The following is a 13,311-nucleotide window of genomic DNA, read 5'->3' as shown; positions in this document are numbered from 1 at the left end:
GTATAAAGAAATCTTATATAATTATTATGAAAAAGATAAATTCGAAGATAAAGAAGGAGGAACGGTAATGGAACGTTATTTTGGAGAGGCAATACCAAAGCTTGGTTTTGGGCTAATGCGGCTGCCTAAGGATGCGGCAGGAAAGATTGATATAGAACAAACCAAAAAGATGGTGGATTTATTCATGGATGCCGGTTTAAACTATTTTGATACGGCCTATGTCTATGACGGAGGCGATTCGGAGAAAGCTGCCAAGGCAGCATTGGTTGATCGGTATCCTCGTGAGCGTTATACGCTGGCGACAAAGCTGTGTGCATGGATGGGCGCCCACAATGAAGAAACTGCCAAGCAGCAGTTTTATACCAGTTTAGAGCGCACGGGCGCCGGATATTTTGACTATTACCTGCTTCATGCCCTTCAGGCAGGCAATTATAAGACCTATGACCAGTACCACATATGGGATTTTGTGAAAGAGCAGAAGGCTAAGGGGCTGATTAAGCATTGGGGATTTTCTTTCCATGCAACGCCGGATATTTTGGATGAAATTCTGACCGCTCACCCGGATGCTGAATTTGTACAGCTGCAGCTCAATTATGCAGATTGGGAGAACCCGGATGTAACTGCAAGGGAAAATTACGAGGTGGCAAGGAAGCATGGGAAGTCTATCGTAGTTATGGAGCCAATTAAGGGTGGTGCACTTGCAGATCCGCCGGAAGCTGTCCGTCAGATTTTTGACAAGGCAAATAAAGATGTGTCTTATGCATCATGGGCCATCCGCTATGCCGCCTCCTTAGATGGTATTATGACAGTGCTCTCAGGCATGTCCAATGTAGCACAGATGGAAGATAATCTTTCCTATATGAAAAATTTTAAACCTCTGGATGAGGAGGAGCAGTTAGCAATCAGGAAGGCGCAGGAGGCGATTAATGGGGTGAAGTCTATTCCATGTACGGGCTGCCATTACTGCACTGCCGGATGTCCGAAGAAAATTCCAATTCCCGAAATCTTTGCGGCGCGGAACAAGCAGCTGGTTTGGGGACAGCTTGAGGAAGGAAAAGCTGACTATGCGCAGGCTGTTAAGGATGCAGGATGCGCTGGCGCTTGTGTGGCTTGTGGTCAATGTGAGAGAGCCTGTCCACAGCAGATAAAAATAATTGAAAAATTGAAGGACTGCGCCGCGGTATTTTAAAGAATGAAGCGGATTTCGAGAAAATCTTTGCAGATCAGGCGGAAAACTGCAGTGTAAAATATTTTGATTACTGCCGCCAACAAAGGGTTAGTTATGAAAGAAAACGCCAAATAGTGGACAATATGTTATGTATTTGATAAAATAGACAAATATATTGTACGCAGAGAGGTGAAAACAATGGATTTAAGTGAAGTTACCGGGAAAAAGATGAACAGGCATCCATGGGAATTAAGCAGGACACAGTGTGTCCTGGAGTTTTTTTCAGAATATCTCGATAAATTGGATGAAAAGGGTGAACGTGTCAGTTATATAAATGCCGGGGCAGGTGATTTGTATTTTGATAAGGCACTGATGAAGAAGTATAAAAAAAGTCAGGTATATGCCATTGATACCGCATATGAGAAAGTGGGGTCTGAGGGCAGAAGGATTCACAAATATCATAGGCTGGAAGATATAGAAGCAAATGCAGTAGATTATGCTATTATGATGGATTCTTTGGAGTATATGGAGGATGATGTGGATTATGTCAGAAAAATGACACAGCGGATTAAAAAAGGAGGCTTTTTCTTCTTTACCTTACCTGCCTATCCAATTCTGTTTTCTGATTATGATATCAATATAAAGAATCTCCGCCGATATAGCCGGAAGTCTTTTTCCGAAGTTTTAAAGAAGGTGCCGGAACTGGAAAAAATCGAGGAACATAATTTTTACACTTCACTATTTATAATTCGATTTGCGCAAAAGATGCTGCATTTGCCGATAGATCCGGATCAAAAGTTTACTTCTCATTGGAGCTATGGACAGAAGAATTTTCTGACCGGAATCTTGACTGTTTGTTTGAATCTGGATTTCCTGTTCAACCGGATGCTCAGTAAAGCGGGGATAAGACTGCCTGGTTTATCTATGATTGTTATATGCCAAAAGAAATAGAAAATGGTATCATGTGTTTCCTGACATGGTGAACGGAAAGTAAGAAACAAAAAAGCAGCGGCATGGGGGATAGCTTGAAAGGCTATTCCTTTTTTTGCACCCCGCAGGTAATGGACCAAGTAAGCGTACTTATAAAAATGCGAAATATCTCATTTTAGATTTATGTTTTATTAACTTTATTCTTCCATACTTGACATCCTAAAAGAAACTCCTCAAAATAGTGTTGTATCGGTATGAAAAGGAGGAAAGATAAATGGTTAGAAAGGGTTTTAAAATGCATCTGCATCCTGGAATGGCGCAGGAATATGAAAAGCGCCACAACATGCTCTGGCCGGAGATGAAGGAAATGATTCATGAATATGGCGGAAGAAACTATTCTATTTTTCTGGACCAGGAGACGAATGTGCTTTACGGCTATCTGGAAATTGAAAGTGAAGAAAAATGGAGTAAATCTGCGGATACGGCAATCAACCGGAAATGGTGGGATTATATGGCGGATATTATGGAAATCAACCAGGATAACAGTCCGGTGAGTACAGATTTAAAGCAGGTATTTCATCTGGATTAATCTTATAAGTATATTTAAGAAAGTGATAGTTCAGTTTGCCGGAACTGTCACATAAGAATTTACAATAGATAAATGAGGAGGAAAAGTGATGCATTACAGAGTATTTGGCAGTCCAATGCCGGCAGTGACGATTACAATGGAACAGGGAGAAAATATTTATACCCAGTCGGGCGGTATGACCTGGATGACAGACGGGATTTCCATGGAAACCAACATGAAGGGCGGCTTTTTAAAAGGAATTGGCAGAATGTTTGCCGGAGAGAGTCTTTTTATGGCAACCTACACCGCGCAGCGGCCAGGGGCGGAGATTACCCTTGCGTCCAGCTTTCCTGGGGAAATCAGGCTTCTTGAGCTGGGGAATGGTAAAGAATACATTGCCCAGAAAAATTCCTTCCTGTGCGCAACTCCTGGCGTAACCTTAAGCGCTTTTGTGACAGGAGTAAAAAGCGGATTATTTGGCGGTGAAGGGTTTGTGTTGCAAAAGTATACGGGACAAGGGCTTGCCTTTTTGGAGCTTGACGGGACAATCGTGGAAAAGGAGCTGGCGCCAGGCGAAACGCTTAAGGTGGACACCGGAAATATTGCATATTTTGAAGCAAGCGTACAGTATTCTTCTGAGATGGTAAAAGGGTTTGCCAACATACTATTTGGAGGGGAAGGGCTTTTTTTGTCCACGCTCACAGGACCAGGCAAGGTATGGCTGCAGACTATGAGTGCATCAGAGCTTGCAAAGAGAATTATTCCATTTATGCCATCTAGCGGATCAGCGAATTAAATAACAGTTAATTCCTGCAGGAAAAGAGTCAAATGGACATGGTCTATATACATATTTTATATATTTGGTTCTTACTGCGCAAGTCAACACTCTCCGCTGCAGGCAAGGAGGCATTAATCCTGCGGCGCTGCAGAGCGTATACTGCATAGCGCACGCCGCGGCGGGAATATTAACTGAAGTGATAACAGAGAGGATAAAAGGAAAATGGGAACGGCCAGGGAAGAAATAAAGTTGGTCAGGCCTTCAGTGGATTATGCGGAGGATATTATGAAATATCGTCAGGAATTTCTTGACCATGATCCAAATGAAGACATGGGAGGCACCAGCAATCTTAGGGATTGCGAAAAGGCAGAAGACTGGATTGCGTATACGGAAAATTTAAGATACCGGGAGACGTGTCCGGAAGGGTTAGTGGATGCGGATACTTATCTGGCGGTCAGAAAATCAGATCATAAGATTGTGGGAATAACAGATTTCAGACACCATATCAACCATCCGGTTTTAGGATTGTGGGGAGGCCATATAGGGTATTGTGTAAGACCTGATGAAAGACGCAAAGGGTACGCAAAGGAAATGCTGCGTCAAAATCTGATGAACTGCCGGGATTATGGACTGGACAGAGTGATGATTACCTGTGACGAGAACAATATTGCAAGCGAGAAAACGATTTTATCGGGTGGCGGTAAATACGAAAAAACGGTCTGGTCAACAGGACTTGAGGCGTATATGAAACGGTTTTGGATAGAACTCTCTTAGAGGAGCGTCCTGTCCATAAGTGGACATGTAAAGCCTGACAGAGTTGTTGGGGCGATACTGCATTTAAGGACTATGGCAGCATAGTCCTTAAAATATTTTCTTTTCAAACTTTTTAAATCGGCTGGCTTTGTGTTTCTTTCAAAGAATGTTTTGGAAGGGAGGAAGGTTGAAAGAATTGCATCCTTTCAACCGAAAATTTGTGCTTGAGCGCACAAATTCGCACGTTAAGAAGGGAGTATGGTTATAAAAATGAGTGAAATTCATCGAATAAAATGCGGTAATGGCAATTGTTATATTGTTGAAAACGGAACAAACGGGATATTAGTGGACACAGGGAAAAAAGAGTTTATGGATAAGGTGATCCATGCATGTAGATCTTATAATGTTAAGATGATTGTTTTGACCCATGCGCATTTTGACCATGCTGAAAATGCAGCGCAAATATCGGATAAATTGGGAATACCAATTGGAATGAACGGGAAGGACTGCAATTTGATTCGGTCAAACACAAACCAATCATTATCAGCCGCCGGTTTTTTGGGAAAGATTGTTTTATCCGCATCTCTGAAAGAATTTGCGGTTCGCGCCATGCCGGAATTTAAGCCTGCTGTACTGCTTAATCATGACGATAACCTATCTGACTATGGAATTGATGCACGCATCATTGCGCTGTCGGGACATACGGATGGCTCTATTGGTATAGATGTGGAGCATAAGCATTTGATAGTGGGCGATGCCCTGATGAATATGTTTTATCCTACGGTTTCTATGCTGTATCATAACAGGGACAATATGTTAGAAAGCGCACGAAAGATAGGCGATATGGGCAGCAGAATCATATATTTTGGACATGGTAAGCCGGTGCCAAATAAGCGGTGGGTAAAATAAATTATGTTCTCACAAAATGTGCAGATTCCGTAACAGTGGAGCCAAAGTCCGGATTGTTATATTTTCCCAATAATAATCCATGTTATCCTATTGAAACAGAACATAAGTTCTGGTATAATATATAAAAAGATAATGACAGCTTGAAGTTTGCAGCATGTCATCCAAACAAGCGCTTGCAAATATAGTAGGATAATTTTCAAACAAGCTCTGTAAAGGAGTGGAAAATGGCAAAGGAAAATCATGTTTACATTTCAATAGACCTGAAATCATTTTACGCATCCGTTGAATGTGCGGAGCGGGGCCTTGACCCTCTTACCACCAACCTTGTGGTGGCGGATGTAAGCCGCACGGAAAAAACCATTTGCCTTGCGGTATCCCCTTCTTTGAAAGCTTACGGCATTTCGGGAAGGGCAAGGCTTTTTGAAGTGGTACGGAAGGTAAAGGAGGTAAATGCCCTGCGTTTATCTAAGGCGCCGGGACATTTTTTTACCGGTTCTTCTTTTGATGACAGAGAACTAAAGTCCCATCCGGAGCTTTCGATTTCCTATGTGGCGGCGGTGCCGCGGATGGCCCTTTACATGGAATATAGCACGAAAATTTATAATATTTATCTACAATATATTGCACCGGAGGATATCCACGTTTACTCCATAGACGAGGTTTTTATGGATGTCACATATTATTTGGACACTTATGGCCTTAGTCCTAAGGAGCTGGCAAAGAAAATCATACAGGAAATTTTACAAAAGACCGGTATCACTGCCACAGCAGGGATTGGCGCTAACCTTTACTTATCTAAAGTTGCTATGGATATTATGGCGAAGAAGGTGGCACCGGACGAGGATGGGGTGAGGATTGCAATACTGGATGAGACGGATTACCGCAGGTTTTTATGGAGCCACCGTCCCCTTACGGATTTTTGGCGTGTGGGGAGAGGATATGCCAGGAAATTAGAGGAAAACGGTCTTTTTACAATGGGAGATATTGCAAGGTGCTCCATGGGGAAGGATACGGATTATTATAACGAGGAGCTTTTGTACAGGCTATTTGGCATTAATGCGGAGTTGCTCATTGACCATGCGTGGGGATGGGAGCCATGCACCATTGCAGATGTGAAAGCGTATAAGCCGGACAAAAGCAGTATGGGCTCCGGCCAGGTGCTTCAGTGTCCCTACAGCTTTGAGAAGGCAAGGCTGATTGTAAGGGAAATGACCGACCTTCTGGCGCTTGACCTGGTTGATAAGGGCTTGACAACCGACCAGATGGTGTTAACCATAGGGTATGACAGAGAAAATTTATCTGATCCGGAAATACGAAACCGCTATAAAGGCCCTGTCACAACGGACCAATATGGACGGAAGGTCCCAAAGCATGCCCATGGAACGATCAATCTTGGAAAAGCCACATCTTCCGCCAGGTTGATTTTAGATGCCGTTACCCGATTATATGATCAGATTGTTCATAAAGAGCTGTCAATCAGACGCGTATATGTTACGGCAAATCACGTGATAGAAGAAAGCCGGGCGGCAGAGGAGGAGGCTTTTGAGCAGTTGGACCTTTTTACGGACTATGAGGCGCGGCAGAGACAGAACGAGGAAGAAAAAGCGGAATTAGAGCGCGAAAAAAAGATACAGAAGGCCATGCTGGATATCAAGAAGAAGTTTGGGAAAAATGCTGTCCTTAAAGGAATGAACCTTGAGGAGGGAGCCATGAGCGTTGAGAGAAACAGACAGATAGGAGGGCATAAGGCATGAGGGATCAAAAGGTTTCCGATTATGAAGATATGATAAACCTTCCCCGCCATATTTCCAAGGGCCATCCGCCTATGCCGATAATGGAGCGCGCCGCACAGTTTTCCCCTTTTGCAGCCCTCACCGGGTATGAGGATGCCATAAAAGAAACAGGCCGTCTCACAGACGAACGGGCGGAATTAGATGAGGACGAGAAAACTGTTTTGGATAAAAAGCTGCGGATACTTAAGGAATTGGAACGGGAGCAGCCGGAGGTTGCAATCACTTATTTTAAGCCGGATGCTTATAAGGCAGGCGGCGCATACGTTACGGCCAAGGGCAGTGTCAAAAAAATAGATGTGTATGAAGGCGTCATAAGGATGCAGGATGGCACAAGCATACCTGTGGAAGATTTGACGGAGATAGATGGAGAAGTGTTTTTCGCTTTGTAATCATACAGGGATAAGTGCCGGCGCCCTGCCCTGGCATTTATCCCTGTATCTTTATGAAACAGTCTGGTATCAAAACCTTATATTAAGATATTAAGAATACATGACTGCTCGTCCCTCCTGTGCAACTCCAATGTAGGTTTTTCCGGTATTGATTTGAATTTCATTTCCATTGTCGTCATAATATTTGGTAGGAGCGTAATCAGAAGTCTTTTTCCATGTGATATGAATCCCCCTGCCTTTGGTGAAATAGTACCCGTCACCTGTGGTATCAATGGTTTGGAAAGTCAGATAACCTTTTGCATCCCGCTTAGACCACTTGGTGTTCTGGATAATGACATTGGAAAAGGTAAGCTGCTGGCCGGTAAGGCCGTCAACCTGTGCGGAACCGTGAAGATCTTTCTGGTAAAGGCCGGTTTCCGGGTTGTATGTAAAACGGCTCTTAGTATAAGTAAATATATTGGATAAATCTACCACATTGCCGGGAATGGCATTGCCGTACTGCTCTAAAGTATTAACGCCCTGTGCAAAGGTAAAATGGGAGGTATTATAATGTTCCGGTCTTACAGACAGAGAATAACCAAGTGAAGTACAGGCATTTGTAATGCCTTCACCACTGATATATGCGTTGTGGGGCGCATTTCTGTCTGATGTGCGGAAGAAAGCTTCCGAGCCAGGTCTTTCTCCGCCGGTGCCGTATTCGCTGACGCCGGACAGATTGTTGATATCAGGTGCGCTGATACGGTCTTTCATATAAAAAACGCCGCCAAAATGAACCAGAATCGGATCCCACTCCGTAGCAATGGAGATGTAGTAATCCCGGCAGCTTCTGATATTTCCAATGCGGCCAAGGCCCTGCCAGTCGTCAATGATTGCCATTTGGCGGGAAATATCCCCTTCTTCCATGATCTCATAAAGCACTTTGGCATTGCCGATTCCGTAGGAAGGCTGCGCCTTTTTGTCGGTGGGCATCATAACTGCAATGGGACGCTGGGACGCTAGGGCAGCAGGGACAGGTTCGCCGGTGTAAACGCTGGGTACCTGCTCATCCGCCAAAACCTGGTCTGTTCCGCAAAGTGAAGGCACTAAAACCATGCCTAAGGCATAAACGCTTAGGGCAAGGGCAGCGGCAGTGGCTTTTTTGAATAATTTTTTCAGTTTCATAAATCTAACCCCTTTCTATTGAATTAATTCTATCATACTTTATCGGGGATGGCGGGTCAATGAAAGAATGGAATTTTCGTTTTTTGTTTGCCATAAGTTAAGTACAATGCTACAATAAGAAAAGAAGGGAGAGCGGATTAAATGGGCAATAAGCATGATTTTTTTTCAAATGATGATTTAATGGAACTGCGCCGTGAGATGGAGTTGCTTGCAGAGGCAAACGATGACCTGTCGGCAGCGAAAGAGAAGCAGATGCCAGAGGAAACCAAAGAGCAGGCGAAAAGTTTAGATGCTGTTGAAGGCGAGGAGACGGAAGAAGAAAAAGAGGCTCCTCTTGGCATTGAAAAAAATGGTTCTTACATCAGAATTTCCCAGGATAATATGACTGCCTGGATGTATTTAACTGTTCCGGGAGAAGGAAAAGATAACTATACAATGGAGGAGTTTGATCAATTCCTCAAAAAGAAAGGAATTGTCACGGGATACCATCATTCCAATCTGGCGGCAATGATCAAGAAGCGGGTGTACGAGCGGGAAATCATAGTGGCGCAGGGACAGCCTGCCGTAGAAGGCAAGGACGGGTATTATGAGTATAAATTTGACCCGGATCAGAATAAGGCCCCTAAAGTTTTGGAGGATGGACGTGTGGATTATACCACGATGAGTACCCTGCAGAATGTGCGAAAGGGAGATGTGGTTGCAATCTACCACCATGCCAAGGAAGGTAAGGACGGTTATAATATAAAAGGAAAGTCATTTAAGGCAAGAAAGGTAAAAGAAGCAACGCCGCTTACAGGTTCGGATATTTATACGGAAGGAGATCCGGATGTATATCTGGCGCAAAAAAGCGGAAAGATAGAGCTGAAGAAAGGAAAAATAGACATTCAGGCTGTCCATGAGATCAAGGGAGACCTTACGCTGATAACCGGAAAGGTAGAATTTTACGGAGATATTGTAGTAACCGGGAATGTGGAAGCAGGCGTTACAATCCGGGCAGGAAGAAATATTGAGATTAAGGGAACCGTTGAAGCAGTCAATTTATTTGCAGGAGGGAATATTATCCTAAGCCGGGGCATACAGGGAGCCCAGAGAGCCAAGGTTTCCGCCAAAGGCGATATTTTTGCAGATTTTATTGAGCACACCCTTATGATGGCCGGGGGCAATGTACAGGCAAATAGTATCATCAATTCCAAAATTGTAGCTGACGGGGAGGTTGTTTTAACAGGAGCCAGAGGAACGATCATTGGAGGCTACACCCATGGAATGCTGGGCATTCAGGCTACTGAAATCGGAAATTCGGTAGAGGTTAAGACGGTAGTCCATGCAGGCTGCGAAAAAGAGATTTATCAAAAGATGTATGCAGCCAAGTCGAAAGAGCTGTCACTGTCGGAGGAGGTCAAGGAGGCCTCCGATGAATATAAAGAATTGTGCAAGAAAAAGCAGTTAGGGAAAATCCCTCAGAGGCTGGAAACCCAGTTGCAATATCTGGAAGGCCGTCTTAGGACGCTGAAGGAAGAAATGGGTGAAAACAACAAGGTGCTTGAAGAAATGGAAAGCCTGGTGGTGAGAGGGAAGGACGCTAAGATTATGGTGAAAGGCAATATCTACAGAGGTACGGTTGTGAGTCTTGCACAGGCGCAAATGCCTATAGAGGATACCACCTGCCTGATGAAATATTATCATCAAAACGGCATAATTGAGAGCAGTGTTATCGCCTATTCCTAATCAGAAAACACTATGAAAACATATACGTATTCGGAAACAGAACAATATATTCTTGAAATTCCTGGATTCGCCGGAAAACATACCTTGGAGGAGACAAAAAAACTTTTAAGGAAAGCGGTCGGTGATAAGATACCCGGGAAAGTGATTCATATTGCAGGCACAAACGGAAAAGGCTCCGTTTGTGCTTATTTGAGTTCTATTTTGCTGGAGAGCGGTTTAAGCGTGGGAATGTTTCTCTCCCCTCATCTGGAGACCATGCGTGAGAGAATCTGTATTGGAAATGAAATGATATCAGAAGAAGAATTTGTGGATGTCTTTTGCAGGATAAAGGAGATAGTGGATGAAGATAATCATCCTTCTTTTTTTGAGTTCCTTTTTTTGATGGCGATGGCTTATTTTAAGGAAAAGGAGCCAGATTATATTATTTTGGAGACCGGCATGGGCGGCAGACTGGATGCCACCAATGCCATAGAAAAGCCGGCTTTGTGCATCATAACGGAAATAGGCTATGACCACATGCAGTATCTGGGCAACACCATTGAAGCAATAACAGCTGAGAAAGCAGGTATTATAAAGGCTGGTGTGCCGGTTATTTTTTTTGACAAAAGACAAAAGTGTACAGAGATTTTGACTCAATATGTAAAAAAGGCACGAAGCTCTGCTTTTTTTATCGGAAATAACAATATTTTGGATGTGAATATAAATAATAAAAGCATTGATTTTTCGCTTGAGACTGGTTATTATAATTATGTTAGTCTTTCTTTGAATACAACTGCACCGTATCAGACAGAGAATGCGGCATTGGCGGTCTGCGCAGCAGAGAGACTGGAGAATACCAAAGTTACACCACAGTCGATTGAGAAAGGGCTGTGGGCTATGTACTGGCCGGGCAGAATGGAAGAAGTTTTACCTGGAATTTATTTGGATGGCGCCCACAATGAGGATGGAATAGAAGCATTTTTACATGCGGTCAGATGCGATAGCTGTCAGGGAAAGAGATTGTTACTGTTTGGGGTTGTGGCGGATAAGCGTTATGAGGCGATGGCCTTCCAAATTGCAGAGTCGCAGCTTTTTGGCGAGGTGGCGCTGACCTGTTTGGAGACAGACAGAAGTGCATCTATCGATAGATTGAAAACTGTATGGAAGCAGTATGGAAGCCTGCATTGCAGCTTCCATGAAAGCGCAAAGGAGGCGTATCGGCAGCTGATATCCTGCAAAGAAGCAGAGGATGTGATTTATATAGCCGGCTCGCTGTATTTGGTGGGACAGATGAAGTCCTTAATTGGAAAAGCAGATTATGATTCAGATGAAACAATAGTTCAAATGAACAACGGTTAAGATGAAACAGCAGTTCGGACGAACTGAGGAATTTTGTGCTTACCCATAAGGTGTGGATGATTGGAAGCATGGAGGCCAGGTTGGAAAGATTTTTCAACCGCAAATTTGTGTTTGCACCCAGATTTGCAGGCTGTTGGAAGTATGGAGGTACCGGATGATTGATTTTGAAGAGGAATTAAAAAAATTTCACCCCAGCCTTGAAATTGAGGATGCGGAGGAAGCTATATATAATCATGATTTAACAGATATGATAGATATATTGATTAAAATGACAGATAAACCAAAGGTTGAAGAAGAAGAATAAGGGGTGACGGCATGATTTGTTATAACTGTGGATGCCGTTTGTCAGAACACAATTTTTGCACGGGTTGTGGTGTGGATGTTTCTTTATATAAAAGAATTATGTTCACCTCCAACCGTTTTTATAATGATGGTCTGGAAAAGGCTTCAGTGAGAGATTTATCCGGAGCGATTGTCAGCTTACGGCAAAGTTTAAAATTAAATAAGAATCATATTGATGCAAGGAATTTATTAGGCCTTGTCTATTTTGAGATGGGCGAAGTGGTGTCTGCATTAAGTGAGTGGGTCATCAGCAAGAACCTGCGGCCAAAAAAAAATATTGCAGATGATTATATTGATATGGTACAGAACAATCAGTCAAGGCTTGATACCATCAATCAAACGATAAAAAAGTATAATCAGGCCTTGCAGTACTGCTACCAGGACAGTGAAGATCTGGCTGTGATACAGCTAAAGAAAGTGCTTTCCTATAATCCTAAATACGTATGTGCCCACCAGCTTTTGGCGCTTTTGTACATTCAGACGGAAGAATGGGAAAAGGCATATAGGGAACTGCAAAAATGTTGTCAAATTGATGCCAACAACACGATCACCCTTCGATATATGAAAGAAGTGGAGCATATGCTCTCACCTGAGGAAGGGACTAAGAATGCACCCAAAAAGAGAGGATCTTCTGAAAAGATTGTCCGATACCAGAGTGGAAATGAGACGATTATCCAGCCTTTGAATGTAAAGGAGCATAGGGGTGTATCTTCCCTGCTGAACTTAGGGCTGGGGGTGATTATTGGTGTGGCGATAGCGTGTTTTTTGATTTTGCCGGGGCGTATTCAAAGCGCCAAGGCGGATATCAATAAGGATCTGCGGGCGGTAAGCGAACAGTCGGACGCCAAGACTGCAACCATAGATGAGCTGGAACAGAAGGTACAGAAGCTGACAGATGAAAAGGCGCTGCTTTCGGAGGAACTTGCCTCCTACCAGGGGACAGATGGAACCTTGCAGGCAACAGACGGTCTTATGATGGCTGTCAGCGCATATATGAAGGCGCCGGATGACATTAAAGCGATTGCAGATTATTTGGAAGCGTTGGACGAAGAAGGGGAGGAAGCAGAGGAGCACAAGACAGATGCATTTACTTCCCTGTATGATAGTCTGGTTGCCACTGTGGGGCCTAAACTGGAAGAATATTATTATAATATCGGCTATAGCAGCTTTCGGTCAGAGGATTATGATACGGCGATTCCCAATCTGGAAAGAGCGTACCGCTATAACAATACCAATGGTGATGCATTGTTCTATTTAGGAGAGAGCTATTTTTATACCGAGGATTATGATACGGCAAAGAAAATCTTTGCGCAGGTAATTGACGATTATCCGGGTACCAGAAAGGCAAGCAGTTCGGAGACTCATCTTGCGGAGATTAACAATGCAGGTTAGTGTGAAGAACGGGCATGCTCCGTTGGGGTTAAGGTACCAATAAGCTAGAATATAAAATGAAAAGT

13 protein-coding genes are annotated in these 13,311 nt (G+C 43.5%); 12 read left to right on the top strand and 1 reads right to left on the bottom strand.

Features of this window, described 5'->3' with window-relative positions; all coding sequences use genetic code 11:
- The first annotated feature begins 67 nt into the window (after positions 1-67).
- The 8 genes from D5281_RS10195 to D5281_RS10160 all read left to right on the top strand — a co-directional run bounded on the left by D5281_RS10195 (position 68) and on the right by D5281_RS10160 (position 7,288).
- Positions 68-1,189 (top strand): aldo/keto reductase, encoded by a 1,122-nt coding sequence (locus D5281_RS10195; RefSeq protein ID WP_160560054.1) that lies wholly within the window; start codon positions 68-70, stop codon positions 1,187-1,189.
- 177 nt (positions 1,190-1,366) lie between these two features.
- Positions 1,367-2,119, top strand: a complete 753-nt coding sequence (locus D5281_RS10190) for a class I SAM-dependent methyltransferase (RefSeq protein ID WP_160560053.1) — start codon at positions 1,367-1,369, stop codon at positions 2,117-2,119.
- A gap of 253 nt (positions 2,120-2,372) precedes the next feature.
- A complete protein-coding gene (rhaM, locus tag D5281_RS10185; RefSeq protein ID WP_160560052.1) occupies positions 2,373-2,687 on the top strand; it encodes an L-rhamnose mutarotase in 315 nt (104 codons plus the stop codon).
- An 88-nt stretch (positions 2,688-2,775) separates the two neighbouring features.
- Positions 2,776-3,462 carry a TIGR00266 family protein gene (locus tag D5281_RS10180; RefSeq protein WP_160560051.1) on the top strand — a complete coding sequence of 229 codons (687 nt, stop codon included), beginning with the start codon at positions 2,776-2,778 and terminating at the stop codon, positions 3,460-3,462.
- Between the two features lie 204 nt (positions 3,463-3,666).
- A complete protein-coding gene (locus tag D5281_RS10175) occupies positions 3,667-4,218 on the top strand; it encodes a GNAT family N-acetyltransferase (RefSeq protein ID WP_160560050.1) in 552 nt (183 codons plus the stop codon).
- 249 nt (positions 4,219-4,467) lie between these two features.
- Complete coding sequence (locus D5281_RS10170; RefSeq protein ID WP_160560049.1) at positions 4,468-5,106, top strand: MBL fold metallo-hydrolase; 639 nt, start codon at positions 4,468-4,470, stop codon at positions 5,104-5,106.
- 224 nt (positions 5,107-5,330) lie between these two features.
- Positions 5,331-6,860, top strand: coding sequence for a Y-family DNA polymerase (locus D5281_RS10165; protein WP_160560048.1), 1,530 nt, complete (start codon positions 5,331-5,333; stop codon positions 6,858-6,860).
- The gene (locus D5281_RS10160) at positions 6,857-7,288 is read left to right on the top strand and encodes a YolD-like family protein (RefSeq protein ID WP_160560047.1); all 432 of its coding nucleotides are present in this window, start codon (positions 6,857-6,859) and stop codon (positions 7,286-7,288) included. The genes D5281_RS10165 and D5281_RS10160 overlap by 4 nt, the downstream gene beginning before the upstream one ends.
- A gap of 90 nt (positions 7,289-7,378) precedes the next feature.
- Here the strand turns inward: D5281_RS10160 and D5281_RS10155 are convergent, their stop codons facing one another.
- Entirely contained in the window at positions 7,379-8,449 is a 1,071-nt protein-coding gene (locus tag D5281_RS10155; RefSeq protein ID WP_160560046.1) for a DUF3048 domain-containing protein, read from the bottom strand.
- Positions 8,450-8,590: 141 nt separating this feature from the next.
- Here D5281_RS10155 and D5281_RS10150 point away from each other — a divergent pair, with 141 nt between their 5' ends.
- From D5281_RS10150 to D5281_RS10140, 4 genes are all read left to right on the top strand, one after another.
- Positions 8,591-10,174 (top strand): DUF342 domain-containing protein, encoded by a 1,584-nt coding sequence (locus D5281_RS10150; RefSeq protein WP_160560045.1) that lies wholly within the window; start codon positions 8,591-8,593, stop codon positions 10,172-10,174.
- 12 nt (positions 10,175-10,186) lie between these two features.
- The gene (locus D5281_RS10145; protein ID WP_160560044.1) at positions 10,187-11,512 is read left to right on the top strand and encodes a bifunctional folylpolyglutamate synthase/dihydrofolate synthase; all 1,326 of its coding nucleotides are present in this window, start codon (positions 10,187-10,189) and stop codon (positions 11,510-11,512) included.
- Between the two features lie 154 nt (positions 11,513-11,666).
- Positions 11,667-11,816, top strand: coding sequence for a hypothetical protein (locus tag D5281_RS25590; RefSeq protein WP_277935281.1), 150 nt, complete (start codon positions 11,667-11,669; stop codon positions 11,814-11,816).
- 11 nt (positions 11,817-11,827) lie between these two features.
- Positions 11,828-13,246, top strand: coding sequence for a tetratricopeptide repeat protein (locus tag D5281_RS10140; RefSeq protein ID WP_160560043.1), 1,419 nt, complete (start codon positions 11,828-11,830; stop codon positions 13,244-13,246).
- The last annotated feature ends 65 nt before the right edge of the window (positions 13,247-13,311 follow it).

Source organism: Parablautia muri (assembly GCF_009917485.1).
Lineage (GTDB): Bacteria > Bacillota > Clostridia > Lachnospirales > Lachnospiraceae > Suilimivivens > Suilimivivens muri.
The sequence above is the reverse complement of the archived record's forward strand: the minus strand, read 5'-3'. Positions and strand labels throughout refer to the sequence as shown.